At 65.1% G+C, this 26911-nt stretch carries 24 protein-coding genes; 16 read left to right on the plus strand and 8 right to left on the minus strand.

Annotation, left to right across the window (positions count from 1 at the left end; all coding sequences use genetic code 11):
* Nucleotides 1–60: 60 nt before the first annotated feature.
* Entirely contained in the window at nucleotides 61–609 is a 549-nt protein-coding gene (locus tag CXQ88_RS15125) for a YceI family protein (RefSeq protein ID WP_104044972.1), read from the minus strand.
* A gap of 201 nt (nucleotides 610–810) precedes the next feature.
* Between CXQ88_RS15125 and CXQ88_RS15130 the strand changes: the two genes are divergently transcribed.
* The 10 genes from CXQ88_RS15130 to CXQ88_RS15175 all read left to right on the plus strand — a co-directional run bounded on the left by CXQ88_RS15130 (nucleotide 811) and on the right by CXQ88_RS15175 (nucleotide 14788).
* Entirely contained in the window at nucleotides 811–1491 is a 681-nt protein-coding gene (locus tag CXQ88_RS15130) for a histidine phosphatase family protein (protein ID WP_104044973.1), read from the plus strand.
* A 2-nt stretch (nucleotides 1492–1493) separates the two neighbouring features.
* Nucleotides 1494–2132: a TlpA family protein disulfide reductase gene (locus CXQ88_RS15135; protein WP_373637772.1), complete on the plus strand. Its 639-nt coding sequence runs from the start codon at nucleotides 1494–1496 to the stop codon at nucleotides 2130–2132.
* Nucleotides 2133–2142: 10 nt separating this feature from the next.
* The gene (locus tag CXQ88_RS15140; RefSeq protein ID WP_104044974.1) at nucleotides 2143–2898 is read left to right on the plus strand and encodes a cytochrome c biogenesis CcdA family protein; all 756 of its coding nucleotides are present in this window, start codon (nucleotides 2143–2145) and stop codon (nucleotides 2896–2898) included.
* Nucleotides 2898–4667 (plus strand): cytochrome c biogenesis protein ResB, encoded by a 1770-nt coding sequence (resB, locus tag CXQ88_RS15145; RefSeq protein WP_104044975.1) that lies wholly within the window; start codon nucleotides 2898–2900, stop codon nucleotides 4665–4667. The genes CXQ88_RS15140 and resB overlap by 1 nt, the downstream gene beginning before the upstream one ends.
* Complete coding sequence (gene ccsB / locus CXQ88_RS15150; RefSeq protein ID WP_104044976.1) at nucleotides 4667–5752, plus strand: c-type cytochrome biogenesis protein CcsB; 1086 nt, start codon at nucleotides 4667–4669, stop codon at nucleotides 5750–5752. Before resB ends, ccsB begins: the two co-directional genes overlap by 1 nt.
* A 153-nt stretch (nucleotides 5753–5905) precedes the next feature.
* Entirely contained in the window at nucleotides 5906–7969 is a 2064-nt protein-coding gene (locus CXQ88_RS15155) for an Hsp70 family protein (protein WP_104044977.1), read from the plus strand.
* 1 nt (nucleotide 7970) lies between these two features.
* On the plus strand, nucleotides 7971–10043 hold the full coding sequence (locus CXQ88_RS15160) for a LuxR C-terminal-related transcriptional regulator (RefSeq protein ID WP_104044978.1): 2073 nt from the start codon (nucleotides 7971–7973) through the stop codon (nucleotides 10041–10043).
* Nucleotides 10044–10208: 165 nt separating this feature from the next.
* Nucleotides 10209–11306: an IniB N-terminal domain-containing protein gene (locus CXQ88_RS15165; RefSeq protein WP_104044979.1), complete on the plus strand. Its 1098-nt coding sequence runs from the start codon at nucleotides 10209–10211 to the stop codon at nucleotides 11304–11306.
* Nucleotides 11307–11414: 108 nt separating this feature from the next.
* Nucleotides 11415–13301: a dynamin family protein gene (locus CXQ88_RS15170; protein WP_104044980.1), complete on the plus strand. Its 1887-nt coding sequence runs from the start codon at nucleotides 11415–11417 to the stop codon at nucleotides 13299–13301.
* The gene (locus tag CXQ88_RS15175) at nucleotides 13298–14788 is read left to right on the plus strand and encodes a dynamin family protein (RefSeq protein ID WP_104044981.1); all 1491 of its coding nucleotides are present in this window, start codon (nucleotides 13298–13300) and stop codon (nucleotides 14786–14788) included. The genes CXQ88_RS15170 and CXQ88_RS15175 overlap by 4 nt, the downstream gene beginning before the upstream one ends.
* Before the next feature lie 23 nt (nucleotides 14789–14811).
* Here the strand turns inward: CXQ88_RS15175 and CXQ88_RS15180 are convergent, their stop codons facing one another.
* Together CXQ88_RS15180 and CXQ88_RS15185 are read right to left on the minus strand one after the other, a co-directional pair.
* Complete coding sequence (locus CXQ88_RS15180; protein WP_258061911.1) at nucleotides 14812–15420, minus strand: hypothetical protein; 609 nt, start codon at nucleotides 15418–15420, stop codon at nucleotides 14812–14814.
* 6 nt (nucleotides 15421–15426) lie between these two features.
* A complete protein-coding gene (locus CXQ88_RS15185) occupies nucleotides 15427–15828 on the minus strand; it encodes a PLD nuclease N-terminal domain-containing protein (protein WP_104044982.1) in 402 nt (133 codons plus the stop codon).
* 62 nt (nucleotides 15829–15890) lie between these two features.
* Between CXQ88_RS15185 and CXQ88_RS15190 the strand changes: the two genes are divergently transcribed.
* Entirely contained in the window at nucleotides 15891–16202 is a 312-nt protein-coding gene (locus tag CXQ88_RS15190; protein WP_181037549.1) for a DUF4229 domain-containing protein, read from the plus strand.
* Here CXQ88_RS15190 and CXQ88_RS15195 read toward each other — a convergent pair.
* The 5 genes from CXQ88_RS15195 to CXQ88_RS15215 form a co-directional block, all read right to left on the minus strand.
* Nucleotides 16199–17080 carry a 1,4-dihydroxy-2-naphthoate polyprenyltransferase gene (locus CXQ88_RS15195; RefSeq protein WP_104044984.1) on the minus strand — a complete coding sequence of 294 codons (882 nt, stop codon included), beginning with the start codon at nucleotides 17078–17080 and terminating at the stop codon, nucleotides 16199–16201. The genes CXQ88_RS15190 and CXQ88_RS15195 overlap by 4 nt on opposite strands.
* 68 nt (nucleotides 17081–17148) lie before the next feature.
* Nucleotides 17149–18393, minus strand: coding sequence for an AMP-binding protein (locus tag CXQ88_RS15200; protein ID WP_104044985.1), 1245 nt, complete (start codon nucleotides 18391–18393; stop codon nucleotides 17149–17151).
* 13 nt (nucleotides 18394–18406) lie between these two features.
* Nucleotides 18407–19360, minus strand: a complete 954-nt coding sequence (locus tag CXQ88_RS15205; protein ID WP_104044986.1) for a 1,4-dihydroxy-2-naphthoyl-CoA synthase — start codon at nucleotides 19358–19360, stop codon at nucleotides 18407–18409.
* A 22-nt stretch (nucleotides 19361–19382) separates the two neighbouring features.
* Nucleotides 19383–19823: a VOC family protein gene (locus CXQ88_RS15210; RefSeq protein ID WP_104044987.1), complete on the minus strand. Its 441-nt coding sequence runs from the start codon at nucleotides 19821–19823 to the stop codon at nucleotides 19383–19385.
* 63 nt (nucleotides 19824–19886) lie between these two features.
* Entirely contained in the window at nucleotides 19887–20648 is a 762-nt protein-coding gene (locus CXQ88_RS15215) for a CPBP family intramembrane glutamic endopeptidase (RefSeq protein ID WP_104044988.1), read from the minus strand.
* A 76-nt stretch (nucleotides 20649–20724) separates the two neighbouring features.
* On the opposite strand from CXQ88_RS15215, the gene CXQ88_RS15220 reads away from it, so the two are divergent.
* From CXQ88_RS15220 to CXQ88_RS15240, 5 genes are all read left to right on the plus strand, one after another.
* Nucleotides 20725–21711: a metal ABC transporter substrate-binding protein gene (locus CXQ88_RS15220; protein ID WP_104044989.1), complete on the plus strand. Its 987-nt coding sequence runs from the start codon at nucleotides 20725–20727 to the stop codon at nucleotides 21709–21711.
* Nucleotides 21708–22511 carry a metal ABC transporter ATP-binding protein gene (locus tag CXQ88_RS15225; RefSeq protein ID WP_104044990.1) on the plus strand — a complete coding sequence of 268 codons (804 nt, stop codon included), beginning with the start codon at nucleotides 21708–21710 and terminating at the stop codon, nucleotides 22509–22511. Before CXQ88_RS15220 ends, CXQ88_RS15225 begins: the two co-directional genes overlap by 4 nt.
* Complete coding sequence (locus CXQ88_RS15230) at nucleotides 22511–23380, plus strand: metal ABC transporter permease (protein WP_104044991.1); 870 nt, start codon at nucleotides 22511–22513, stop codon at nucleotides 23378–23380. The genes CXQ88_RS15225 and CXQ88_RS15230 overlap by 1 nt, the downstream gene beginning before the upstream one ends.
* Before the next feature lie 149 nt (nucleotides 23381–23529).
* Nucleotides 23530–25224, plus strand: coding sequence for an ABC-F family ATP-binding cassette domain-containing protein (locus tag CXQ88_RS15235; protein WP_104044992.1), 1695 nt, complete (start codon nucleotides 23530–23532; stop codon nucleotides 25222–25224).
* A gap of 194 nt (nucleotides 25225–25418) precedes the next feature.
* Nucleotides 25419–26879 carry an amino acid permease gene (locus CXQ88_RS15240; protein ID WP_104044993.1) on the plus strand — a complete coding sequence of 487 codons (1461 nt, stop codon included), beginning with the start codon at nucleotides 25419–25421 and terminating at the stop codon, nucleotides 26877–26879.
* Nucleotides 26880–26911 lie beyond the last annotated feature (32 nt).

Genomic DNA, 26911 nt, shown 5'->3' on the forward strand with positions numbered 1-26911 from the left:
CTGCACCCCAACACTGGCCTAAGCTGGTGCCGGGGTGCGCTGGATCCTGTGTGCAGGAATTTACGCTGCGGGGGCGATGAAGGCGAGCTCGAGGTTGATGGCAACCTTGTCGCTCACCAGGACGCCGCCGGTTTCGAGGACGGCGTTCCAGGTCAGGCCGAAGTCCTTGCGGCTGATGGTGGTCTCGGCGGAAACGCCGGCGCGGGTGTTGCCGAACGGGTCCACGGCCACGCCGTTGAACTCGGTTTCCAGGGTGACGGGGCGGGTGACGCCCTTGATGGTCAGGTCGCCGATCAGTTCGTAGCTATTGCCCTTGGCCACCAGGCCGTTGGAGACGAAGGAGATCTCGGGGAACTTCTCAACATCGAAGAAGTCCTCGCCGCGGACGTGGCCGTCGCGGTTGGCGTCGCCGGAATCGAAGCTTGCGGTCTCGATGGTGGCGTTGATCCTGGAGTCGGCGACGTCCTGGCCGAGTTCCAGGGTTGCTGCTGCTTCCTTGAACTGTCCGCGGACCTTGCTGATGCCTGCGTGGCGGACGGTGAAGCCGATCTCGCTGTGGGAGTTGTCGAGGGTCCAGGTGCCGGTGGTGACGTCTGCGGGAAGTGCCATGGTGTTGCTCCTTAGGGTGTTACCTATTTGTCGGGTGCGTGTTGAAGCTTCATCTGTTGAAGTATCAACTAACTGCTGCATCCAGTATAAACATGCATTTGCATCTTTTGTTCCCGGCTTCGGAACATTTCTTCAAAAACTTCAGTTCTACTGAATGTAGAAGATTTCGGATCGCACGCCATCTTTGAGAAACTGGTAAACATGCCCCAAGCCACTGTCCATCTGCTCCGCCACGGCGAGGTCCACAATCCCGACGGCGTTTTGTACGGAAGGCTGCCCGAATTCCACCTCTCCGAGCTGGGGCAGGAGATGGCGCGGACCCTCGCGGAGCACTTCCGCCAGCGTGCCGAAAGCGGCGCGCGCATCACCTACCTGGCCGCCTCCCCGCTGGACCGGGCGCAGGAAACTGCCCGGCCGACGTCGGACGCCCTGCACCTGCAAATTCACACGGAGCAGCGGATCATCGAGGCAGAGAATTACTTCGAGGGCATGAAAGTCTCCAAGGCTGAACTCCGCAGGCCCAAGCACTGGCCGCGGCTGGTCAACCCCCTGCGGCCCTCGTGGGGCGAGCCCTATAAGCAGCAGGCTGCCAGGGTTATGGAAGCTGCGCAGGAGGCCCGCCTCCGCGCCATCGAGCTGGCTGACGGCGACTTCGGGGCGGAGGGGCCGGAAGCGATCATGGTCAGCCACCAGCTCCCCATCTGGGCCACCCGGCTCAGCGCGGAGGGCAAGCCCCTGTGGCACGACCCGCGAAAGCGTGAGTGCACGCTGACCTCCATCACGTCGCTGGTGTTCGACGACGACGGCGCACTTGTGCGCGTCACCTACAGCGAGCCCGCGGCGTCCCTTCTTCCCGGTGCTGCCAGCACCCCTGGAGCCTAGAAGTGACTGACAGTTTTACCAATAAGGGCCGGCCCGGCCTGCCCGTTACCTCCCGCCGCAGCGTGCTCGCTGCCGGCGGCCTCGCCCTGACCGCGCTCACGCTGGGCCTTTCGGCGTGTGCCCAGGAGGATGCCCTTGCCGAGCAGGCCAGGGCCGGGGACAACAAAAACTATGTGGCCGGTGACGGCTCCGTCACCGAGTTCGCTGCGGGCGACCGCAAGTCCGCCGTCCAGATCAACGGCACGCTGTTCAGCGGCAAGGCAGTAGCGCCCGCCGACTTCCAGGGCAAGGTCACCGTCCTGAACTTCTGGTTCGCCGCGTGCGCCCCGTGCCGTGTTGAAGCGCCCCTCCTCGAAGAGCTGCACCAGGAATTCAAGCCCCAGGGCGTGCAGTTCTTCGGCGTCAACCTGCGGGACGAGAAGGCCACGGCGGAAGCCTTCGACAAGTCCTTCAACCTGACCTACCCCAGCTTTGACGACAAGGACGGTGGCGTCCTGCTGGCCGTTTCCGGGCTGGTTCCCCCCGGGGCCGTCCCCACCACCCTGGTTCTGGACAAGCAGGGGCGTGTGGCCTCCCGCGTCCTCGGCGAAATCCAAAAGGGCACCCTGAAAGCCCTCATCGCTGCCGCTGTGGCAGAGTAGCGGCGGACCCGTGAACAGCCCCTTCGCCGAAGCCATCCTCAACGGCTCGCTCCTCCTTGCCATTCCGGTGGCGCTGCTCGCCGGACTGGTCTCCTTCCTGTCACCCTGCGTCCTGCCGCTGGTTCCCGGCTACCTGGGTTACGTCACCGGGCTAAGCGGCGTGGACCTGGAGAACCAGAAGCGCGGCCGGATGCTGGTGGGCATCGGGCTGTTCGTGCTGGGCTTCTCCGTGATCTTTGTCCTCCTCGGCGGCGCGTTCGGCCAGTTGGGCACCCTCATCACCGGCTCACAGAATGCCTGGATCACCCAGGTCCTGGGCATCCTGGTGATCGTGATGGGCGTCGTGTTCATGGGTGGCTTCAGCTGGTTGCAGCGCGACGCCAAAATCCACGCCAAACCGCCGGCCGGTCTGTGGGGAGCGCCGCTCCTGGGCCTCACGTTCGGACTTGGCTGGGCCCCGTGCATCGGGCCCACCTACTCAGCCGTCCAGCTGCTAAGCCTTTCCGGTGGCTCGTCCGCCGCCAAGGGTGCGTTCCTTGCCTTCGTTTACAGCCTCGGGCTGGGAATCCCCTTCCTGCTCATTGCCCTGGCGCTCCGACGGGGGATGGGTGTTATGGCGTTCTTCCGCAAGCACCGCCTCGCCATCCAGCGCATCGGCGGCGGCATATTGGTGGTCCTTGGGCTGTTGATGGCCAGCGGCATCTGGGGGGCCTGGGTGACCGGGCTGCAGTACTGGTTCCAAACCGATGTGAAGTTGCCGATCTGATGAGCGAGCGTGTGAACCTAGACAAGAACTTTTCGGACCCGGTGGGCGGCGCCAAAGTATCAGAGGCCAAGGCTGAAGCCGCGCTGCCGGCGCTGGGTCCGATGGGTATGCTCCGCTGGGCCTGGACCCAGCTGACCAGCATGCGCACTGCGCTGTTCCTGCTGCTGCTCCTCGCCGTCGCGGCAGTCCCGGGCTCGCTGTTCCCGCAGCGTCCGGCAAACCCGTCAGTGGTCACCCAGTACATCAAGGACAACCCGGACTACGGCAAGTTGCTGGACACCCTGCAGCTGTACGACGTCTACTCCTCGGCCTGGTTCTCCGCCATCTACCTGCTGCTGTTCATTTCCCTGATCGGCTGCGTGGTGCCCCGCGCGATCGCCCACTACAAGGCGATGCGCTCCCAGCCGCCGAGGACCCCCAAGCGCCTGTCCCGCCTCCCCGAGTACGGCACCCTGGTCATTCCGTCCGACGCCGGGATCCCGGCGTCGGACGCCATCTCCAGCGCCGCCGGGGTGCTGAAGGAGCGCGGCTACCGCGTGGAGGTCCGGGACAGCGGCGGCGAGCGTCCCTCACTCGGCGCCGAGCGCGGTTTCGCAAAGGAAGTCGGGAACCTGGTTTTCCACACGTCCCTGATCGGGGTTCTGGTGTCCGTGGCTATCGGCGGCTTGTTCGGCTACAGCGGCCAGCGGATCCTGGTGGAGGGCGATACTTTCGTGAACACCCTGGTGGGCTACGACCAGTTCACGCCCGGCACCAACTTCCAGTCCGGCCAGCTCCAGCCGTACTCCGTCCAGCTCGACAAGTTCGACATCACTTTCGACCGCGAATCGGAGGGCAAGGTGGGGCAACCCATCGACTTCTCCGCCGCAGTGACCACCAAGGAAAACCCGGATGCGCCCGCGCAAAAGGAAATCCTGAAGGTCAACGATCCCGTCACCCTGGGCGGCACCAGCATCTACCTCACCGGCAACGGCTACGCGCCTGTGGTCACCATCCGGGACGGCGAGGGAAACATCGCCATGCAGGGCCCGGTGGTGGCCAAGCTGCAGGGTGACAACTACTACTCCTCCGTGGTGATCAAGGTTCCCGATGCCAAGCCGGAGCAGTTGGGCTTCGCAGGCTTTTTCCTGCCCACGGCCTTCGTCTCCAACGAGGGGATTTCCTTCAGCGGCGACCCCGAACTCTTCAACCCGCAGCTGACCCTGAACTCTTACTACGGTGACCTGGGCCTGGACGACGGCTCCCCGCAGAACGTCTTCGAACTGGATGTGCAGGACCTGACGCCCCTGAACGCCAGGAACCTGGACGCCGGCGGCATCACCCTTGCCCCCGGAAGCAGCTACACCCTTCCTGACGGCAAAGGCACCATCAGCTTCGACGGCGTGAAGCGCTACATCGGCGTGGACATCCACCACAATCCGGGCCAGCTCTACGCCCTCATCTTTGCGCTCCTCGCGGTGGCCGGCCTTATTCTGTCCCTCTACGTCAACCGCCGCCGCGTTTGGGTCCGGACCGGCACCCACGCCGACGGCCGCACCATGGTGGAGTACGGCCTCCTGGCCCGCGGCGAGGACCACCGGCTCGCCGCTGAAGCCGCAGCAGTGCGGAAGCTGCTGTCGGAGGAATGGAAGTTGGACCCCGAGCCAGGCCCAGACGGGCCCTCACAACAAACTCCCAGCAGCGCGCGCGATAATAACGCGGGCCCCGCCGCAACTGCAGGCGCAGCCACCACCCCAGCAGGCCCCACCGGGCCCGAAAAGGACCAGTAATGCCTTACGGAATCAACGAAACGATGGGCCAGTACAGCGAGCTCTTTATGCTGCTGGCCGCGGGCACCTACACGGTGGCATTCATTGCATTCGCCTGGGACCTGGCCAAGAGCAGCAAGGCCCTGCGCGCCATCGACCTCAAGGCCGCGCAGGCCGAAGAACCGGCCAGGGTGCCGGTAGGCGCCCGTGCAGGGGACCGCAGCGAGTCCCAGCTCGCCGGGCCGGCGGGCAGGGCGGAACGGCCGTCGTCGTCAGCTGCCCAGGCAGCAGGCAACGGGGCCGGGGGAGTTGTTACCGCCGACGCCGACATGCGGTACGCCGGCGAGCGGCGCGCTCCCGCCCGGGTGGCCGTGGCCCTGACCGTCCTCGGTGCGCTGATCCACGGCGCCGGCGTGCTGACCCGTGCGCTGGGTGCGGGCCGCGTGCCGTGGGGCAACATGTATGAGTTCCTCACCACCGGTGCATTCGTTGCCGTCGCAGTGTTCCTGCTGGTGCTGATCCGCCGCGATCTGCGCTTCCTCGGCACGTTCGTGGTGGGCCTGGTCATCATCATGCTCGTGGCCGCCTCTGTGGCGTACTGGACCCCCGTGGGCCACCTGGTTCCCGCCCTGCAGAGCTACTGGCTGATCATCCACGTGTCCATCGCAGTGCTCTCCTCCGCCCTGTTCACCCTGACGTTCGCGATGTCCGCGCTGCAGCTCGTCCAGGCACGCCGGTCGAAGGCCGTCGCCGCCGGCGGTGCGGACAAACTGGGCTTTATGCGCCTGGTGCCGTCCGCACTGAGCCTCGAGAATCTTTCCTACCGCATTAATGCCATCGCGTTTATCGGGTGGACCTTCACGCTGATGTTCGGTGCCATCTGGGCTGAAAAAGCCTGGGGCCGGTTCTGGGGCTGGGACACCAAGGAAGTGTGGACGTTTGTTATTTGGGTTGTCTACGCAGGCTACCTCCACGCCCGTGCAACCCGCGGCTGGACGGGCACCAGGGCGGCTTGGCTGTCAATCGTGGGATACCTCTGTGTCATCTTCAACTTCACCATTGTCAACCAATTTTTCAACGGACTGCATTCGTACTCAGGCCTCTAAACGGGGTTTACGCGTGGCTCGCAAGGATACTTTCGGGCAATAACAATTCGGTGTAGCAACAGGGCTGTTCGACGGTCCTGCGGTGATGCTACCTTGGTGAAGTCCGTCCGTAATGAAGCTTGCAGGCGAAACACCAGTTTTACCGAGGTCCCCATGAGCTACGTGCTCGCCATTGATGTCGGCACAAGTTTCACTGCTGCTGCAATCGCCCGGTTTGACCAAGGATCTTCCCCCGCCCCCGAGAGCCTGCCCTTGGGCCTTCGCGGGACATCTGTGCCCTCCGTCATTTACTTTCCTGAGGATGGTCCCATCCTGGTGGGAGAGGCGGCAGAACGCCGTGGCCTCGATTTCCCCTCGCGGGTGGTGCGCGAATTTAAGCGCCGGGTAGGCGACTCCGTACCGATCGCAGTGGGGGCGCTGTCACTTTCCCCGGAAGACGTTTTTGCCACGATGGCACGCTGGGTGGCCCACCGGGCCGAGGAGCGGGAGGGCGAGCCTCCGTCGGAGGTTGTCCTCACCCATCCTGCCGCCTGGGGCAGCCACCGCACCTCGGTGATCCTTGCAGCCATGGCCGCACGGGGCCTGGAAAACGTCACTCTCATTTCCGAGCCCGAAGCGGCCGCCTTGTACTACGCCTCCCAGGTGAGAGTGGAGGACGGCAGCACCATCGCGGTCTACGACCTGGGCGGCGGTACCTTTGACACCGCTGTCCTGAGGAAAGCCGGCAGTCGCCGGTTCGAGCTGGTGGGGCGCCCGGAGGGCATCGAAAACCTGGGCGGCGCCGACTTTGATGCGGAAGTGTTCCGCTACGTCTCCGATCACACCGGAGACGTCCTGTCAAAACTCAACCCGGCGGATGCAGGGGTGCGCGCGGCGCTGGCCCGGCTGCGGCGGGAGTGCGTGGAAGCCAAGGAGGCGCTTTCCGGGGACAGCGAGGCAACCATTTCCGTGCTTCTTCCCGGCGTCCAGCAACAGGTCCGCCTGGTCCGCTCGGAATTCGAAGCACTGGTCGGGGATCCAGTCCGCGACACGGTGGACGCGCTGGAACAATCACTGGCCGGGATGGAACTGAAGCCAGCGGACCTTTCCGCCGTGCTGCTCATCGGTGGATCATCGCGGATTCCGCTCGTTGCCCAGTTGATATCGGAACAGCTGGACCGGCCCATAGCCGTCGACGCCGATCCGAAGTCATCCATCTGCATGGGGGCAGCAGTCTCAGCAGTTTTGGCACGTGCGGAAGTTCCCGAAGCCAAGGAAGCGACGGCGGCGGCGCCCGCGGAAGCCGGCATCACCGCCGTGGGGCTTGCAGCTGCCGAGCACTTTCCCGGCCGCCCGGCCAGCTGGTCACGCAAGAGCGCGACGGCGGCTGGTGCTGTTGACGGGGCAGCCCACGGACACGGGCACAGCCACGGCGGCGCGCATGCTCCCAAGCCGGCCGTACGGCTGACCGCCATAGCAGCCGCTGCAGCCGTGGTGTCTGTCCTCACGGCCACCGCCGCGCAGAGCCCGGGAGGCTTGAGCAGCCTCACGTCAATTCTTGTGCCGGAGGCAGGAGCTGCCCCAGGCACCGAATCCGCCCCGGGTGGTATCGGCGGCGGCGGTAGCGGGCCTGGCCAGGGAGCCGCAGCAGCCGGCGGGGCTCCGGTAGCAGGCATCGAAGCAGGCTTGGACACTAACGTTGCGCCCGCAGGCGGAGCGGGCCTCGAAGTAGCGGCCTCGCCCACCAGCCGGCCGTCATCGAGCGCAGTCCCAGGCAAGAGCCAAGCCGGTGCCGGCACCAATGGCGGCGCAGCTGCCGGCCCGGGCACGGGTGCACCCGCCGGGGCCGGTGGCAGCACACCTGGTGCTGGAGCCGGCGGCGGAGCGGGTCCCGGAACCCAGGATCCCGCCGGGACGCCTGTCGGGACTGATCCGGGGACTGGCCAACCGACCGTCCCTGGAACTACTGATCCCGGTACCGTGCCAGGCACTCCGCCTCCTGTTGATCCGCCTCCTGCGGACCCGGCGCCTGCTGTTGATCCGGCGCCTGCTGATCCGCCACCTGCTGATCCGCCACCTGCGGACCCGGCGCCTGCTGATCCGCCACCTGCGGAGCCGGCGCCCGTGGATCCTGCTCCGGAGCCGACACTGGTCGTGACACAGTCCGTGGACCCCGTGACTCCGACGGCCCCGGTTCCCGCTTCTGCGCCGCTAACCACCTCCGAGCCGGCGGCCTAGGATGACTGGCCATGAAACGCGCGAGCAAGTGCAAGGTTTCCTGCACCCGAAGCTGAACCACCAAGGCCAAAGCCCCCATGTTGCCGAGCAGATGGCCCGGCAGCTCAAAGGTGAGAACGCCGCGGTGCGTGAACTTCTGCTGGCACTGTCGGTGGGGTTCGTGCTGCCCGGACCGTTGCCCGCAGACCTGCAGCGGAAGATAGACGGCGGCGAGGTGGAGAGCGTCGATGCCCTGGTGGAACGGGCAGAGTCGGCCGGTCTGCTCTCACCGGACGGAAGTGTCGTCGGACCGGCACAGCATGCACTGCTGAACGCAGCCCCCACAACCAGGGTGCACTCACTCCAGCGCGAACTTGTAACGCTGTACGTTGAAGATCGCCAGCCGCTGGGGGACTTTGCCCGCGAGCTGGCCCGCGGTGGCCTGGCAGATCCCCGTGTTGCTTCTGAGCTGGAGCATGCGGGCGACAAGGCACTGGAGCATGATCCCGCGCTGGCCGCCCAGCTCTACGATGAAGCGTTGCTGGCAGGAGCGGACGAGATGGCAACCGCCGCACGCCGTGCACAGGCCGCGGTAGCAGACGGGGACCTTGACACCGCCACCCGCATGATTGACACCCTCCTGGTCTGTCCGGATCCACCCGACGTTCGCCGCGGGGTGGACGTAGCGTCAGCGGTGTGGGCCCAGCGGGGAATGCTGGACCGGAGTGCCGACGCCTACACGTGGTTGGGCGCCCCGAGATTGGGGCCCTCGGCGCCGCTGGCCGCCGTCGCCGCGATCGGCTGCGGCAACCGGTCCGGGGCCGAATCGCTGTTCCCGGCGAATGCTCCCCCGGCATCTCCCACGCTGCTTGCCGTTGCGCTGGCGCAGACCGGAAAGGGGATTCTGGAGTCACTCGCGAAGGATCCGCAGCAGGCGCTCCCGTTGCTGATTCATGCGTCGGACATGCTGAACGCAACCGGCGCCGCCATTCCTCTTCCGGATACTCCGGCCGCCCTTGCCGGGCTGATTGCCCTGCACAGTGGGGAGCCGCATCTGGCGGAAACCGTGTGCCGGTCTGCCGCTGCCGCAGGGCAGGGCGGTAACGCCGCAAAGCCGCGGCTCTTCCTGCTTCAGGCGTGGTCAGCCATGCAGCAGGACAAACTCGAGGACGCCAGGCTCGCGATCAATGAGGCGTCAAAGGCCAACCATTGGCCTTTGGTACCGAGGGATGAGTTCCTGCGGGCAGCACTGGAAGTCGGCCTTGCCCGGCGGAACGGCGAGATAGCCGAACTGGTTATGGCCTGGGAACGGGCGCGTGAAGCAATGCTGCACACTTCCGTGGACCTTTACAGCTTGCTGCCCTGGGGCGAATTGATGATAACGGCTGCACGGCTGCGGGAAACCCGGCGGGTGGCGCATTACCTCGACGAGGCACTACAACTTTTGGGACGCCTTGATAATCCGCCGCTCTGGGCAGTCCCCTTCCACTGGGCGGCCGTCCAGGCGGCACTGCTCGGTGAGAGTCCATCTGATCTTGCACCGCATGCTACTGCGCTGGCGCGGGCCGCCCAGCACAGCCACCTGGCCGCGGTGCTTGCAGCCGCAGGCAAGGCCTGGGTGTCGGTACTTGCAGGAAGGGCCCTTCCCGCCGACGCTGAGGCGGCAGCGCGGGGTCTCGGCAGGGTGGGAATGCCCTGGGAAGGTGCCAGGCTGGCCGGACACGCTGCTGCCCATGCTGCCGAACGCAAGGACATGGTGCGCCTGCTGTCCTGCGCCAGGGACCTGCACCCGCAAGGTAGCTCGGCCGGGAACGGAGCCTCAGGGGTGCCGGAATCCCGGAGCGCCCCCGCGGCTGATGCGGCCAGCGGCACGCAGCCGGATGACTCGGGACTGAGCGAACGGGAAAAGGAAGTGGCCCGGCTGGTGCTGGAGGGCAAGACGTACCGGGAAATTGGCGAGGCCATCTACATCTCTCCCCGGACTGCCGAGCACCACATTGCCCGAATGCGCCGGCGCCTCGGCGCGGAAAACCGTTCGGACTTGCTGGCGAGGCTTCGCATGGCATTGGGTCCCGAAGACCCTCCACAGGAGTGATCCCCTAATACCCCTAACAGCAGGGCCTGCCACGTCCCACCGCGGGAACCCCCAGTACGGGGAAATGGCCCGATGCCCGGTCCACAAGGGGAACAGTACGTTTGATTCAAGCCCGGTAACGACGCCGGGCGATCCGCAAACTTGAAGAAGACTGAGGACCATCAAATGACACTCGCAAATGATCTCGTCCAGTTCCTGATGAACCTCTTCGGGGACCGCCAGGCCGCCCAAGACTTCCTGAATGATCCGGAAAAGGCCCTTGAGGACCACGGCCTGGGCGGAGTCTGCTCCGCTGATGTTGATGCAGCTTTGCCGGTTGTCCTGGACTTCGCACCTGTAACCGTCAACGCCTCACGGTTTGACCGGGAGTACAACACCGGCGGCAACAGCGCCCGCACTGATGACAACGGCGGCGGCAGCACCGGCGGCGGCCACCACGGCGGCGGCCACCATGGCGGCGGACAAGGCGGTGGAAACCACGGCGGCGACGACCATGCTCACGCCGTCCAGCAGCTCCACCACGTAGTAAACAACTACTCCTACACCTCCACCGTGGACGACCGGGACACCATTACTGACCAGTCCGTCAACCAGAACATCTGGGCTGAGGGTGATGTTGACCAGCTGTTCGACAACGACTCGGTAGTCGCTTCCGGTGACCGCGCAATTGCTGCCGGTGACGATGCGGACGTTGAGGATTCCAACAACATTAAGGATTCCTACAACACGGACAACTCCTCGGATAACTCGAAGGATAACTCCATCAATGCCGGCGAGGACGTCAACATTGGCAACACCGACATTGATGCCGATGACTCGTTCAACCACGAGGTTGAAGTGGACGCAAACATCCGGGATTCGTTCAACGACGACCACTCGAAGAACACCGACCTGGATGTCGACGTGGACGATTCATTCAACGACAAGAGCGTCGAGATCGATGAGTCCTTCAACAGGGACTCGTCCACGAACACCGATGTGGACGTGGAGGTGGAACTGGAGGATTCCTTCAACACAGAGGCGACCACGAACAACGTTGACTTCAAAGACTCCTTCAACGAGGAGACAACTAAGGTCGAGGTTGAGTTGGAGGATTCCCTCAATGAAACGAATACCGAGCTCGAGGTAGAGGATTCGTTCAACCCGATCAAGGTCGAAGATTCCTTCACAGTCGAGGACTCCTTCACGCAGGAAACCAATACGGACGTGGCAATCGACGAAGTCAATACCGCAGTCGCCGGCGAAGAAGCTACGGCCGGCTGAGCAGTCCCGTGTACCGCAAGTGCACGGCAGGAGGCGCAACCCTCATGCCGGGCACTTCGCGGCTCACTCCAACGTCTGTTCTTTCGAGACCTGAGTAGAGGACACGCTGTGACAGAAGCAGGACTGGCATCGCCGTCAACACCGATTACGGCGGCCCAACTCGTACGACTGGTGCAACAAGCCCTCGAGTTGGTGGGCACGGGAGACCGTGCCGATCTCCGCAAACGCCTGGACCAGGCGATGGGTAGGCTGAAGGACCCCAGCATCCGCGTCATCGTCGTCGGCGAATTCAAGCAAGGCAAAAGCAAGCTCATCAACGCGCTGGTGAACGCTTCGGTATGTCCTGTCGATGACGACATTGCCACCTCTGTCCCCACAGTGGTCCGCTACGGAGACCCCGCCTCCGCCGCCATCCTTGTTCCCAAAGCCGACGCTGACGCCGGCGACGAAGCCGGCGTCGAGCGCCAACCCGTTCCCATAGCTGACCTCGCAAACTATGTCTCCGAGCGGGGCAACCCCGGAAACAGCAAAAAACTTGTGGCGGGCGAGGTTTACCTCCCGCGGAAAATGCTCACAGGCGGTCTTACTGTCATCGACTCCCCGGGCGTTGGCGGACTGAACTCATCCCACACTCTCACCACCCTTACTGCACTCCCCACCGCAGACGCCATGCTGCTGGTTTCCGACGCCTCCCAGGAGTACACGGAACCGGAGCTGCGCTTCCTTCGCCAAGCCATGCGGATCACCCCCAGCGTCGTGGGTGTCCTGTCCAAGACCGACCTGTATCCGGACTGGCGGCGTGTCGAAGAGATCGACCTGGGCCACCTTGCCAAAGTGGCTCCCGACATCCCGCTGTTTTCCGTCTCTTCCGACCTCCGGCTGGAAGCGGCACGGCTGCAGGACGGCGAACTGAACGCGGAGTCCGGCTTCCCCGGGTTGATGACTTACATCCGCAGCGAAATCCTGGGCAAGGCGGAGCGCCTCCAGCGGCGATCAGTCAGCCAGGACCTGCTCTCCGTGTGCGAGAACCTCCGCCTGTCGCTGCAGTCCGAACTTGAAGCACTCGAAAACCCGGAACGGACCCCGCAGATGATCGCCGGCCTCGAGGCGGCGCGGGCCGAAGCTGACGACCTCCGCAAACGCTCCGCGCGTTGGCAGATCACGCTCAATGACGGCATCAGCGACCTCATCGCGGACATGGAATATGACCTCCGGGACCGACTGCGGCGGATACAGCGCGAAGCCGAAGCCGCCATTGACCAGGGCGATCCCGGGCCGGCCTGGCCCGAGTTCTCCAAGTGGCTTGAGGAATGCGCGGCTGCCGCCATCTCGGACACGTTCGTGTGGACCAACGAGCGTGCGCAGTGGCTGGCAGCCCAGGTTGCCGAGCACTTTGCCGCGGAGGAAGTGACATTGCCCGTTCTCCACGTCTCGGACACGGGAGACGCCCTTGACCCCGTGGACGACATGCCCATGCTTGACGACGGACGCATCAACTCCGCGCAGAAGGTGCTGATCGGCATGCGCGGGTCCTACGGCGGCGTACTGATGTTTGGCCTCCTGACAGGCATCTTCGGCATGGCCCTGATCAACCCCCTCTCCGTGGGCGCCGGACTGTTGCTGGGACGCAAGGCCTACCGGGAAGACAAGGAGGCCCGGCTCAAGCGTCGGCAAAACGAAGCGAAGGCACTTGTCCGGCGGCAGCTGGACGACGTTACCTTCCAGGTGGGCAAGCAGTTGAAGGACCGGCTGCGGCTGGTGCAGCGCTCCACCCGCGACCACTTCACCGAGATCGCGGACGAGCATCACCGCTCCCTGCAGGATTCCGTGGCCGCGGCCCAAAAAGCCGCCACCACCTACGCTTTGAAAAAGGACGTCCGCATCCGCGAGATCAAGGCCGAACTCAAAAATGTGGATGCCCTGTCCCAGGCCGCGGAAGCAGTGGCTGCCGCCCGCATGGTGGCGGCGCCGTCGGCTGTGGCGGCGGTGGGATGACAGCGTCAACAATTACGGGAGCGGCGGACCTGGTCCAGGAGGCGCTGGAGGTCTACCGCGAGGATCCTGCAGCAGTGGCAGCGCTGCAGGGTTATGCCAAACGGCTTGCCGAACCACTGCGGATTGCCGTTGCCGGGATGGTGAAAGCCGGAAAGTCCACCCTGTTGAACGCCATCCTCGGTGAAGAGATAGCGCCCACGGACACGGGGGAGTGCACGCGCATCGTCACCTGGTACCGCTACGGCCACACCCCCCGGATCACGCTTTACCCCGTGGAGGGCGAACCGCGCCGTCTTCCGGTCAAACGTGTGGACGGGCGCCTGGTGTTCGTGCTGGGCAACGTACAGTCCAACGAGGTAGACCGGCTGGACGTGGAGTGGCCCTCCCCGGGCCTGCGGGACATGACGCTGATCGATACTCCCGGCATCGCCTCGCTCTCGGGAGACGTGTCCGCCCGGTCCACAAGTTTCCTGACGCCGGAGGACACCCCTTCAGAGGCCGATGCCATCATCTACCTGATGCGCCATATGCACGCTTCCGATCTGCGGTTCCTCGAATCGTTCAAGGACACCGAGGCCGGGAGGTCCGGCACGGTCAATGCCCTGGCAGTCCTCTCCCGTGCAGATGAAGTGGGAGCGGGACGGATTGATTCGCTCATCTCGGCGGGGGAGATCGCCGAAAGATACCGCCGGGACCACAGCCTGCGGAAGCTGGCGTTGGGGGTGGTCCCGGTGGCCGGGCTGCTGGCGCAAAGTGCCCGAAGCCTGCGCCAGTCCGACTTCGAGGCGCTGCAGCTGCTGGCCGCGATGGAACGGGCAGAGCGGGAAAAGCTGCTGCTCTCGGCGGACCGGTTCCTGCGGGCTGCAGGGCCGGAAGAGCTGACGACGGCGGCCCGCGCCTCGTTGCTCGAAAGGTTTGGCTTGTTCGGCATCCGCCTCGCAGTGGTTCTCATCCGCAATGGATTCGCCGAGCCCACGCCCCTGGCGCACGAACTCGCCCGGCGCAGCGGATTGGATCCCCTGATCGACATGCTGGGGCGGCAGTTCCAGGCCCGCGCCGAGGCCCTGAAGGCCAGGACCGCTTTGGTGGGGGTGGCAGCACTTCTTCGTACATCACCGCGGGAGGGGACAGGGCATCTGGCGGCCGCCCTGGAACGGCTGCAGGTCAACGCCCATGAGTTCCGTGAACTGCTGCTGCTCGCAACTCTTCGGACCACCGGCGTATCCCTGGACCCTGAACTGGCCAACGAAGCCGAGGGACTCATTGGGGGATGGGGCGCCGCGTCCCACGTCCGTCTGGGCCTCGAAGCTGATGCGGGTCCGGAACAGCTGGCGGCCGGGGCCCGCCGCTACCTGGAGCGGTGGCGGGCAGTGGCGGAAAACCCGCTCACCGACCGCTCTGCCCTTGATGCCTGCCGGGTGGTTATCCGCAGCTGCGAGGGCGTTGTTGCCCAGTGTGCCGTACAGCTGGCCCACCAGCCAGCGTGAGGGGCCGGCAGGCTGCCAAAAAATTAGTCCCGGCCCGATTTCAGCCAGGCGCTGGCTGAAGGCATAAAGAACAGCACCAGCCCAATGAACGCCAGCAGGAGCTGGAGTCCCCACAGCAGCACCACGTAACTGCCGGCGTCGCCTTCGGGCACAAGAAAAGCCGCTGCTACCGCCAGGACGATGACATGCCCGGCCAGGAGCGGCAGCAGGGCCCAGCGTGCCCAACCCTGCCGGCCCATCACGACGCCGAGCATCGCGGCCTCGAGCAGGATCACCAGGAGGACAGCACCCAGGCTGCCCCAGAAGACGACGTTCGTGGCAGTAGTGACTGCTTCGGCGTCGCCGCCCGGGGCCATTTGGTCCACCACCGTGCGCAGCCGCTCAAGGTGCCAATCCCGGGTGAGGAAGGACCCCACCAGGACGGCGAAACCGGCCACAAACCCGAGGAGCCAGAGGGCCCGCGCATTCCGGACGCTGCGAGGAGCTGCCGGAATGACGGCGATGGGCGCCGGTACGGAATAGGACAGCCCTGGCCTTGGCGGCGGCGCTGGCGGGCCTGAGGATGAAGGCGGGGCTGCGGCACCCTGGGATGCGGTCCGCAACCGCTCTTCTCCGTCAGGTGCCTGAGCCATACGCCCCTACTTCAGTCCGTCGGTATCGTGCTCGTCGGTCTCGTGCTTGTCCTTGCCGCTGCCCTTGGGGCCTTCGTCCTTCGGCTTGGCATCCAGGTCATCCTTGAATTTCTTGAGCCGCTCCGCCTCGGCCTGGTGGCGACGGCGGGCCTCGAGGTTGCGAAGGAAGTCCGGATCGTCATCAGGGGCGACGGGATGGCGCTGGCTTTGCTGTTGGGGGGACGCGCTGCGAGGGCGGCCGATGAGGAGCCAAAGAATGGCGCCCACCACTGGCAGGACAATCATGACCACGATCCAGGCCGGCTTGGAAATACCTCGGGTGAGGCGTCCATCAGTGCGGATCACATCCACGAGGCCATACACAAAGATGACGAGGACTGCGACGGCCAAAGCCACACGGAGGAGCATGCCATCAAGTCTATCGTCAGGAGGCGCAGGGGCCTCGGGCGGGAGGCGGCTAAACTGGAATAGTGGCCTTTTTGAAATATTCCCTGATCCGCCTTGCTCTGTTCGCGCCCCTGTTTGTGGTTTTTATGCTCCTGCAACTGGGCGTGCTGATGTCCGTCATCTGCGCAGCACTGATCGCTTTCGCCGTGAGCTACCTGTTCTTCCAGAAGCAGCGGGATGAGGCGGCCGCGGCCATCCACCAGCGTTTCTCGGGCAAGGCCACGCCGATCCGTTCAGCCAACGAAGTCCAGGACGCCCACGCGGAGGACACGCTCCTGGACGCCAACCCGGACATCACCATCAGCAACGATGCCAAGGACCCCAAGCGCCCCTAGAAGCCGTGGCTCAGCACCAGGCCCAGTGAGAACAGCAGGCTGTAGCCGAGGTTGATCAGGCCGGTCTGCTTCAGTACGGGGATCAAGCTTTTGCGCTTGCGGCCGTTGATCATTAGCCAAGCTGGCATCAGGGAGGCCGGAATCAGCAGCAGGACGATCAGCATCCACGGCCGTCCGGGGGCCAGGATTACCACCAGCATGATGGCCACGGCGAGCATCAGCACGTAGCTCTCGCGGGCGTGCTTGTCACCCAGCCGCACAGCTAGTGTCTTTTTACCGGCCTGCATGTCGGTGGGGATGTCGCGTACGTTGTTGGCCATCAGCAGCGCGGTGGCGATCAGCCCCGTGCCTATAGCGCCGATAATGGCAGGCAGGTTGATCTGCCCGGCCTGCGTGTAGGTGGTGCCCAGCGTTGCCACCAGCCCGAAGAACACAAACACAAACACGTCGCCCAGGCCCATGTAGCCGTAGGGGTTCTTGCCGCCGGTGTAGCCCCAGGCCGCCATGACGCAGCCGAGGCCCACCAGGATCAACCACCAGCTCTGGGTGATCACCACCAGGATCAGCCCGAAGACCATGGCGGCAGCAAACGCACCGAACGCGGCCCGCTTCACGTGCTCCGGGCTGGCGGCTCCTGAACCCACCAGGCGGAGCGGGCCCACACGGTCGTCATCGGTGCCACGGATGCCGTCCGAGTAATCGTTGGCGAAGTTCACGCCCACCTGGAGCAGGAGGGCCACCAGCGCCGCGAGGATGGCGTTGAAGAGCAGGAACGAATCCATTTCATAAGCAGCGGCGGAGCCGATCACTACCGGCGCAATCGCAGCCGGAAGTGTTCGGAGTCGGGCGCCCTGGATCCATTGTGCGGCTGTAGCCACGGTCAGTACCTCGCGTTACTTTGGGGAAGGCGGCAGGATGGGGCCCTGCCGGGTGGTGCAGGTCTACTTTACTTTCCCTGGTGCAGGGCGTTGAGTTCGGCGGCCATGGCCAGGCGGTCGGGTTTGCCGTTGGGCAGCATCAGCAGGGAAGACGCCGCGAGCACGGTTTTGGGGGCAAGGATTCCCAGCGTCCGGTGCCATTCCTGTTCAAGGACGACGCCGTGTTCCCCGCTTGCGGCAGGGCCTGCAGGCTCTGCTGTGCCTCCCGGCGGACCGGCCACTGCCACGTAAGCTGCCACGGCCTGGCCCCATTCCGCGGACGGGACGCCGGCCACAAAGGCCGCGGCGACGTGGTCGGACTTTTCCAGCTCCTCCTGCACATGCGCCGCGGAAACCTTGATCCCGCCGGTGATGATTACGTCATCCGCGCGGCCCAAAACGGTGAGCCGGCCGTCGTCGTCGATGCTGCCGAGGTCGCTGGTGCGGTACCAGCGCACGCCGTCCTCCTCGAAGAAGGTGCTGCCGGCCTCGTCCGGCGCTTCCAGGTAGCCGGCGGCGATGGTGTCGCCGCCCAGCAGGATGCGGCCGTCCTCCTCCACACGGACGGACACCCCTTCCAGCGGAAAACCGTCATAGACGCAGCCGCCGCAGGACTCGGCGGAACCGTAGGTGGTGATCACCCGGACGCCGGCATCCCTGGCGGCCGCCAGCAGTGAGGCGGGTGAGGGCGCGCCGCCCAGCAGGACTGCATTAAAGCGGCGGAGCACGGCCAGGGTCTCCGGGGCCGGCGCATCCAGGAGGCGCCGAAGCTGCGTGGGAACCAACGAGGTGAACCGGATCTTGTCCGTCAGTTCCTGCGCCGCAGCGGTGAAGGCTTCGGGCGTAAAGCCGCCCGACATGTCCATCACCCAGGGGCGGGTGCCCGCAAACAGCGAACGCACCAGGACCTGGATGCCTGCCACGTACTGCACAGGCAGCGCCAGAAGCCACTGGCCCTCGCCTTTCAGCGCCAGGGCAGTGGCCATCGAGGACGCGGCCAGGGATTCCACCGTCAGGACCGTGGCCTTGGGCGTTCCAGTGGACCCGGACGTGCGCACCACGGCAACTGCGTCATCGCAGCCGGGCGTTTCAAGATGGCCCACTACCAGTGCGCCGTCTTCATCCACGGAAAGTTCGACGGCGGGGCCCTCGCCGTGGAGGGCGGCGGCCAACGCCTTCAGTGCCGGATCGATATCGAGGACGCCGCTGTTGGTTGAGCCAGTTCCGAGTGGTTCGCTGTTCTGCGATTCAGTATCTTGGGGGTCGGTGTTCATTGCCCGTCCTGCCTTAGAAATAGTGCGGGAAGCTGGACCAGTCGGGGTCGCGTTTTTCCAGGAACGCTTCCTTGCCCTCCACGGCTTCATCCGTCATGTAAGCCAGCCGGGTGGCTTCGCCCGCAAATACCTGCTGGCCCGCCAGGCCGTCGTCGGCAAGGTTGAAGGCGAACTTGAGCATCCGGATGGCCTGGGGGGACTGCCGTGCGATATCGGCGGCGTACTCCAGGGCGACCTCTTCGAGGCGTTCGTGATCGACTGCCTCGTTAACGGCGCCCATCCGAACCATGTCCTCCGCGGAATATTCGCGGGCCAGGAAGAAGATCTCCCGCGCGGCCTTCTGCCCGATCTGCCGGGCCAGCAGAGCCGAGCCGTAGCCGGCGTCGAAACTGCCCACGGTGGCGTCTGTCTGCTTGAACCTGCCGTACTGGCGGGAGGCGATGGTGAGGTCGGAGACTACGTGCAGGGAGTGCCCGCCGCCTGCCGCCCAGCCGTTGACGACGGCGACGACCACCTTGGGCATGGTACGCATGAGCCGCTGGACTTCCAGGATGTGCAGCCTGCCTGCCCGCGCAGGGTCGATGCTCTCTTGGGTCTCACCGTTTGCGTACCGGTAACCGTCGCGGCCCCGGATCCGCTGGTCTCCTCCGGAACAGAAGGAGTGGCCGCCGTCCTTGGGGGAGGGGCCGTTCCCGGTGAGCAGCACGGTGGCAACGTCCGGGGACATCCGTGCGTGGTCCATGGCCCGGTACAGCTCATCCACTGTTCCAGGCCGGAACGCGTTGCGGACTTCGGGGCGGTTGAAAGCGATCCGCACCGTGGGCAGGTCACGCACCCATCCGCCGTCGGAATCCCGCTCCACCTGCCGGTGGTAGGTCATGTCCTGGAAGTCGTCGAAGCCGGACACAACACGCCAGCGGGTTGGATCGAACACGTCGGACACCGAGGCGGGGATTTGGTTGCTCACCGTCCAAGTCTAGTAATCGGGGTCAGCTGATGCAGAACTCGTTGCCCTCGGGGTCTGCCATCGTGTGCCAGACATGCGGGCCCTGGTTGGCCGTCCAGAGGAAGGTGGCGCCGCGGGCCTCAAGTTCCCGGCGCACCTCGTCCTTATCCCGGCCCGCCAGGTTTACATCCCAGTGCACCCTGTTCTTGACTGTTTTTCCCTCAGGCACCGTTTGGAAAAGGAGCCGCCGCTCCGGTGCCTTTGCTTCGAGTTCCTCGGGCGGCCGGATCGCACAGCCTTCGCGCCACACCAACTTGCCGTTGTGCACGGTTGTCTGTTCCTCGGTGGCGAAACCCTGTTCGATCATGGAGCGGATAAAGCCCTCATCCTGAGGCTCCACCGTCCACTCAAGAGACTCGGCCCACCACTCGGCGAGGTAGTGCGGATCCCTGCAGTCAACGACAATCTGGATGTTAAGTCCCATTCCACCAAGGTACGGCGGCAGGTGCTCCTGCGGTAGGTGCGGCCAGCAGCGCGGGGGCAGCCGTCAGGCCGGAACTTGCTGAAGTTGTTCGTAGAACTCCGGCGGGATGGCGTAGATGAACACCACTGCCAGCAGGTTCTTCGCCGCGTGGACAAAGTAGGAGAACATCAGGTTCCTGCCCGTCCAGACATACACAAACACCAGCGTCGCGCCCATGGCCAGATAGGGCATCAGGACGGTGAGTGTCACCTCTTCCTGTCCCACGATGTGCAGGGCGGCGAACAGGACCACCGACAACAGGCAGCACACCCAGATGTTCACCCGCCGGCTCAGCTTGCCGATCAGCAGGTGGCGGAAGATGAACTCCTCCACGAACGGGCCCACCACCACCAGCAGCGGGACCATCAGCCACGCAGGAACCTGCTGCATAAGCGCCTGCAGTCCCGCCTGGTTCTCCGACGTTTGTACGTTGCCGCTGGCCGCCACCGCGACGGCGGAGAGAATCATCATGGCAATAACGGCGGCCGGGACCATCAGCAGCGTGAACCACGGCCGGGTGGCCAACACTCGGAGGTCGCGCCAGATCACTCGGCGGGCAGCTACGATGGCGAGTATGCCCACGGACGCATAGAAGAGCAGGTTGACCGCGTAGGAGGCAGCCGCGGGCGTGGGGGCAACCTGGCGCAGGAAGGGGGCAAGCAATTCCCCGGCCACGGTGAAGAACCCGGCAAGAGCCACGTAGAGGATGACCGCCACGCCATCCAGAGGCGAAAACTTGTAAAGCTGCGGCTGCGGTGCGGGTGGTATTCGGTGTGCGGTGGCCATACTTTCAGCCTATCGCCGGGTGGGGGTGGCTGTTCGACGTTGCCGGGGGAATTGTGCGTCGCCTAGAATATTCGGTATGCCTAAACTTTCGTTTCGGTGCGCCAAAGTAGCCGCCCGAAGAAGCTCCCTCCGCCAGGTGCCGTTGCGTGCCGCCGCGGCAGCCGCCGTCGTGCTCTCCCTGCTGCTGACTGCCTGCGGAGGGGACGCCGCCGGAAATGGAGGCGACAGCAAGCCCGTGGTGCTGACCACCTTCACGGTGTTGGCCGACGTCGCCCGGAATGTCGCAGGGGACAAGCTCACGGTTGAGTCCATCACTAAGCCCGGCGCCGAAATTCATGGCTACGAACCCACCCCCGGCGATATCCGGAAAGCCGCCAAAGCGGACCTCATCCTGGACAACGGGCTCAACCTGGAAGCCTGGTTCGGGCAGTTCGTCGAAGGCCTCGACGTGCCGCACGCGGTGGTGAGTGATGGCGTGCAGGTGATGTCCATCAGCGAGGACTCCTACCAGGGCAAGCCGAACCCGCACGCGTGGATGTCGCCCCTTAACGTGCAGATCTATGTGGACAACATGGTGAAGGCCTTCAGTGAACTGGACCCGGGCAATGCCGAGGCCTTCAAGGTCAACGGTGACGCCTACAAGGCCGAGCTCCAGGCCGTGCAGGACCACATGAAGTCCAGCCTGGCCGTAGTTCCCGAGACCCAGCGCGCCCTGGTCACCTGCGAAGGTGCGTTCTCCTACCTGGCCCGGGATGCCGGACTGACAGAGGTCTACATCTGGGCTGTCAATGCCGAGCAGCAGGCAACCCCGCAACAGATCACCCGGGCCATCGAATACGTCAAAGCCAACAAGGTCCCGGCCGTCTTCTGCGAATCAACCGTTTCCGACGCGCCCATGCAGCAGGTGGTGGGCGCTACCGGGGCCAAGTTCGGTGGCACCCTCTATGTCGACTCGCTTTCTGAAGCGGACGGGCCTGTACCCACCTACCTGGACCTCCTCCGGCACGATGCCGAAGTCATCACCAAGGCGCTCGCCGGCGCAACCGCCGGAGCAGGATCATGACCACCCCGGCAATCCTCGTGGACAACGTCACCGTCCATTACGGCGAGGTTCGGGCACTGGATGCAGCCACCCTGACCCTTGAGCCCGCCCGGATCTGTGGGCTGGTGGGCATGAACGGGTCCGGTAAGTCCACGCTGTTCAAGGTGATCATGGGAATGATCAAGCCCGACGCCGGTACGGTGCGGATCAACGGGCAGTCACCGTCGAGGGCGCGCAAGCAGGGCGGCATCGGCTACGTGCCGCAGAGCGAGGACGTTGACTGGCAGTTTCCGCTGTCCGTGCGGGACGTGGTGATGATGGGACGCTACGGCCACCAGGGATTTACCCGCCGTGCGTCCAAAGCGGACCGCGCCGCCGTCGATGAAGCACTGGACCGGGTGGAACTGGGACCGTACGCCGGACGCCAGATCGGCCAGCTTTCCGGCGGCCAGAAGAAGCGTGCCTTCGTGGCCCGCGGCATCGCGCAGGGTGCCACCACCATGCTCCTGGACGAACCCTTCGCCGGTGTGGACAAGCGGTCCGAGGCCACCATCACCCGGCTACTGCGGGAACTCGCCTCGGACGGCTGCACCATCCTGGTGTCCACCCACGATCTGCACGCGCTGCCGCAGTTGTGCGACGAAGCCGTCCTGTTGATGCACAAAGTACTGATGCATGGACCGCCGGAAGTGGTGCTGCAGCCCGAGAACCTGGCGATGGCTTTCGGCCTGGATGTGCTGGAGCGGGACCTGCCGGAGGTTAAATCTCCCGCTGGCAACGTTCCCAGCGGGATTCTGGACGGAAAGCGGGTGAACCACTGATGGAGATACTCCTCGAACCGCTGGGCTATGACTTTATGGTCCGAGCACTGGTAACCACCGCCCTGGCCGCAGTGGTCTGTGCCGTGCTGAGCTGCTGGCTGGTGCTGATCGGCTGGTCCCTGATGGGCGACGCGGTGTCCCACGCCGTGCTGCCCGGAGTGGTGCTGGCCTACATCGTTGGGGCCCCGTTCGCGTTGGGGGCGCTGGTGTTCGCCCTCATTGCCGTGACTTTGATCGGGGTGGTCCGCAACACCAGCCGCGTGAAGGAGGACGCCGCGATCGGCATCGTGTTTTCCTCGCTGTTTGCCCTGGGCCTGGTGCTGATCTCAGTGACGCCCAGCCAGACAGACCTGAACCACATCATTTTCGGCAACCTGCTTGGCGTCAGTGTTCCGGACCTGATCCAGGTCCTGGTGCTGGGTGTGGTGGCGTTTGTCATCCTCATCCTCAAACGGCGGGACCTCACCCTCTACGCCTTTGATCCCACCCATGCGCACGCCATCGGACTCTCACCTCAACGGCTTGGCGCGCTGCTCCTCGGCCTGCTCGCCCTGACCTCCGTGGTGGCACTGCAGACCGTGGGTGTGGTCCTGGTGGTGGCCATGCTGATCATCCCCGGAGCCACGGCGTACCTGCTGACCGACCGCTTCTCGCGCATGCTGGTCATCGCCCCCGTGATCTCGGCCGTCTGTTCGCTCTCGGGCATCTACCTCAGCTACTACCTGGACACGGCCTCCGGCGCCATGGTGGTCCTCGCTCAGGGAGTGGTGTTCGCCGTCGTCTATCTGTTCAGCCCGCGGCAAGGACTGATCGGCACCCGGCTGGCGATGGCCCGCCGCAGGAAGGCCGTTGCCGTCGCCGCTGCTTGACGCCATGACCCCCGGCGGGCAGGCTGGAGCGATGAAGTCTTAGCCCGGCAGCCCGGCCACGCCGGGCTGTTCCCCACATCCAGGGCCGCCGTCGAGCACCGAACAACAGCTCCGGTAGCCACACTGCGGAACTTATGCGAGGACTTCCTTTGACTGAACACATCAACCTTTCGGACGTCTCCCACGGCTACGGCGACCGCCTGCTGCTTGACGGCGTCAAGCTGACCATCACAGCGGGCGAGCATGTAGCGGTAGTCGGTGAAAACGGCGCCGGCAAATCGACGTTGCTGAGGATCCTGGCCGGCCTCGAACAGCCCCACGAAGGGTCTGCCACCATAGGCGGCCGTGTGGGCTATCTCGCCCAGACTCATGGCCTGCCCGAGTCCTTCACCGTCGGCGGGGCGATTGACGCATCCCTGGCGTCGCTCCGGGCCCTCGAAGCGGAGCTGGACCGGCTTGAGGCCGGCCTGGCTGACGCGGAGGCCAGCGACCTGGAAGCCTACGGCAGGCTGCAGACGGAGTATCAGTTGCGCGAAGGCTACGCCGCCGAATCGCGGGTGGAGGCTGCGCTGGACCGGTTGGGCCTGGGCGGCCTGGACCGGAGCCGTGCCCTGGGTTCGCTTTCCGGCGGGGAGCAGGAGCGCGTTGCGCTGGCCTGCGTCCTGGCGGACCCGGCGGACATCCTGCTCCTCGACGAACCAACCAACCACCTGGACGCCCGCGGAACAGCGTGGCTGGAGGACCGGCTGGCGGCCCACCGCGGCACTTTAGTGGTGGTGTCCCACGACCGCATGCTGCTCCGCAAAGTGGCGGCCATCATCATCGAGGTGGATGCCGAGCGCCGGGCGGTCAACCGCTACGGCAACGGGTACGACGGCTACCTCCGCGAGAAGGCAGCCGAACGCCAGCGCTGGGTCCAGCAATACCACGGCTGGCTGAACGCCATGGAGGCCGAAAAGCGGCAGGCGGAGACGGTTGCCGGAACCATGGGGTACGGCCGCAAGCGCGACGGCGACAAGATGGGCTTCGACTTCAAGGCCGGAACCTGGCAAAAAGCCGCCAGCAGCCAGGTCCGGAACGCACAGGAACGGCTGCGCCGGCTTGAAGCCAGTCCGGTGGAGCAGCCGCCCGTGCCCTTGCGGCTTGCCGCGCCCGAATATTTGCCTTCCGAGGGTGCGCCTGCCGTTGCCGGCGGAGATCCGGCTGCGCTGCTGGCGGTCCATGGCGTGAGTGTTACGGGCCGGCTTGAACCCACTGACTTCCAGGCCGGCGCCGGCCAAAAAGTCCTGATCACCGGGCCGAACGGTGCCGGCAAGTCCACGCTGCTGTCCGTGCTGGCGGGAACCCTGGCGCCCGCCCAGGGGCGGGTGACCCGGCCGGAAAGGGTGGGCTACCTGCAGCAGGAACTGGAACTGCCACAACGGCCGGCGCTGCGGCTGCTGCCGGCGTTTGCGGCCGGGCTGGGCGGAAACATCGACGAGCACGCTGAAGCCCTGCTGCGCTTGGGGCTGTTCCGCACCAGCGAGTTCCACGTTCCCGTCGGCAGCTTGTCCGCGGGGCAGCAGCGCAGGCTTGCGCTTGCCCGCCTGCTCCTGGGCGGCTACAGCACACTGATTGTGGACGAGCCCACCAACCACCTGGCGCCCGTACTCGTGGAGCAGCTTGAGGCGGCGCTCGCGGCCTTCGCCGGGACCTTGGTGATGGTCAGCCACGACCGTGCCCTCCGCGAATGGTTTGCCCGTTGCCGCAGGGCTGCGGAAGACGGCGGAAATGCGGGCGGAAACACCGTTTCCGGGCGCTGGCTCCGCTACTCCATGGACAAGGGCGTGCTCGCGCCGGCCTGACGCTGCAGACCCCGGTGTAGCCCCCGTCACGTAGCACCCCTTTGCGTCTTGTAAGATAGACGAGCCGCTCGAAGCTTCGGCGCCACGAGAGATTCCGGTCACATTCGGTTGCCCAATAGGGCAAAACCCCGAATTTGTGAGCGGAAGCATCAGTGCTCCGGATGCGGCCAACCCCCAACCCACAAGGAATCGTTGTGCCTCAAAGTACCCCCACAGATCTGCAGAACAACACGGCACCATCCACCGCCGTCGACCCCACCCTCAGCGCCGAGGGTTACAGCAAGACCCTGGGCAGGCGCCACGTCACCATGATCGCCATGGGCGGCGCCATCGGCGTCGGCCTGTTCATGGGTGCCGGCGGCCGCCTGGCCTCCACCGGCCCGGCCCTGATCTTCTCCTACGCCATCGCCGGCGTCATCGCCTACCTGCTGATGCGGGCGCTGGGCGAACTCATCATGTACCGCCAGACCTCCGGCTCGTTCGTGAGCTACGCCGGTGAGATGTTCGGCAAGAAGGGCGCTTTCCTGTCCGGCTGGATGTACTTCATCAACTGGGGCATGACCGGCATCGCCGAACTGATCGCCATCGGCCTCTACTTCCAGTTCTTCTTCCCCAATGTCCCCGTGGAAGCCTCGGCCATTGCCGCCCTGGCCCTCCTGGTGGCCGTCAACCTGCTGAGCGTCAAGGCGTTCGGCGAGTTTGAGTTCTGGGCCTCCTGCCTCAAGGTCGGTGCCATCCTGATCTTCCTGGTGGTGGGCACCTTTATGGTGGTCACCAACGCCCAGGTGGGCGATGGCAACGCCTCGGTGGCCAACCTCTTCGCGGCCGAAGGCGGAATGTTCCCCAAGGGCGCACTGGTAATGGTCCTGGTCCTCAACGCCGTGATCTTCGCCTACAACGGCATCGAACTGGTGGGCATCACCGCCGGCGAGATGCAGAACCCGCAACGCGAAGTGCCCAAGGCGATCCGCGCCGTCGTGCTCCGCATTGTGGTGTTCTATGTTGGTTCCGTGACCCTGCTGGCGATGCTGCTGCCGTCGGACCAGTACGTGGCGGGCACCTCCCCGTTCGTCACCGTTTTCGGGCAGATGGGCCTGGCCTGGGTGGGCGACGTAATGAACATGATCGTTATCACCGCAGCCCTGTCCTCCTGCAACTCGGGCCTGTACTCGATCGGCCGCGTGTTCCGCACCATGGCAAACAACGGCCACGCCCCGCAGTGGCTCACCCGGATGTCCCGCCGCCACGTCCCGTACGCGGCCATCCTCGCCATCGCGGTGTTCTACCTGGTGGGCATCATGCTGAACATCTGGCTGGGCGGCTCCCACGCGTTCGACCTGGCACTCAACACGGCCTCCATCGGCGTGATCTTCACTTGGGGTGCCATCTTCGCCAGCCAGATCGCGCTGCGCCACAAGAAGGGCGTTACCTCCAGCCTGCCGATGCCCGGTTCGCCGTGGACCAGCTGGGCGGGCCTGATCGCCCTGCTCGCCATCGCGGTGCTGATCGGGTTCGACACCATGACCAGCAAGACCGGCGAGGTGTTCTACCTGGGCCTGTGGACCCTGGCCACCATCCCGTTCTTCGCCGTGGTCCTGTGGCTGGGCTGGCAGAAGGTAAAGAACAACGAGCCTAAGAACGCGCTCTACAGCTAATCACCCAAGCAGTACGACGACGGCGGGATCCC

Origin of the sequence: Arthrobacter sp. ZGTC412, assembly GCF_002929215.1 — a bacterium.
GTDB lineage: Bacteria > Actinomycetota > Actinomycetes > Actinomycetales > Micrococcaceae > Arthrobacter.

Excerpts from the sequence above, each read along its gene's own strand:
- CXQ88_RS15125 (WP_104044972.1), bottom strand. The coding sequence starts at position 609 with ATGGCACTTCCCGCAGACGTCACCACCGGCACCTGGACCCTCGACAAC.
- CXQ88_RS15130 (WP_104044973.1), top strand. The coding sequence starts at position 811 with ATGCCCCAAGCCACTGTCCATCTGCTCCGCCACGGCGAGGTCCACAAT.
- resB (WP_104044975.1), top strand. The coding sequence starts at position 2,898 with ATGAGCGAGCGTGTGAACCTAGACAAGAACTTTTCGGACCCGGTGGGC.
- ccsB (WP_104044976.1), top strand. The coding sequence starts at position 4,667 with ATGCCTTACGGAATCAACGAAACGATGGGCCAGTACAGCGAGCTCTTT.
- CXQ88_RS15155 (WP_104044977.1), top strand. The coding sequence starts at position 5,906 with ATGAGCTACGTGCTCGCCATTGATGTCGGCACAAGTTTCACTGCTGCT.
- CXQ88_RS15160 (WP_104044978.1), top strand. The coding sequence starts at position 7,971 with ATGACTGGCCATGAAACGCGCGAGCAAGTGCAAGGTTTCCTGCACCCG.
- CXQ88_RS15165 (WP_104044979.1), top strand. The coding sequence starts at position 10,209 with ATGACACTCGCAAATGATCTCGTCCAGTTCCTGATGAACCTCTTCGGG.
- CXQ88_RS15175 (WP_104044981.1), top strand. The coding sequence starts at position 13,298 with ATGACAGCGTCAACAATTACGGGAGCGGCGGACCTGGTCCAGGAGGCG.
- CXQ88_RS15180 (WP_258061911.1), bottom strand. The coding sequence starts at position 15,420 with ATGGCTCAGGCACCTGACGGAGAAGAGCGGTTGCGGACCGCATCCCAG.
- CXQ88_RS15185 (WP_104044982.1), bottom strand. The coding sequence starts at position 15,828 with ATGCTCCTCCGTGTGGCTTTGGCCGTCGCAGTCCTCGTCATCTTTGTG.
- CXQ88_RS15200 (WP_104044985.1), bottom strand. The coding sequence starts at position 18,393 with ATGAACACCGACCCCCAAGATACTGAATCGCAGAACAGCGAACCACTC.
- CXQ88_RS15210 (WP_104044987.1), bottom strand. The coding sequence starts at position 19,823 with ATGGGACTTAACATCCAGATTGTCGTTGACTGCAGGGATCCGCACTAC.
- CXQ88_RS15215 (WP_104044988.1), bottom strand. The coding sequence starts at position 20,648 with ATGGCCACCGCACACCGAATACCACCCGCACCGCAGCCGCAGCTTTAC.
- CXQ88_RS15220 (WP_104044989.1), top strand. The coding sequence starts at position 20,725 with ATGCCTAAACTTTCGTTTCGGTGCGCCAAAGTAGCCGCCCGAAGAAGC.
- CXQ88_RS15225 (WP_104044990.1), top strand. The coding sequence starts at position 21,708 with ATGACCACCCCGGCAATCCTCGTGGACAACGTCACCGTCCATTACGGC.
- CXQ88_RS15230 (WP_104044991.1), top strand. The coding sequence starts at position 22,511 with ATGGAGATACTCCTCGAACCGCTGGGCTATGACTTTATGGTCCGAGCA.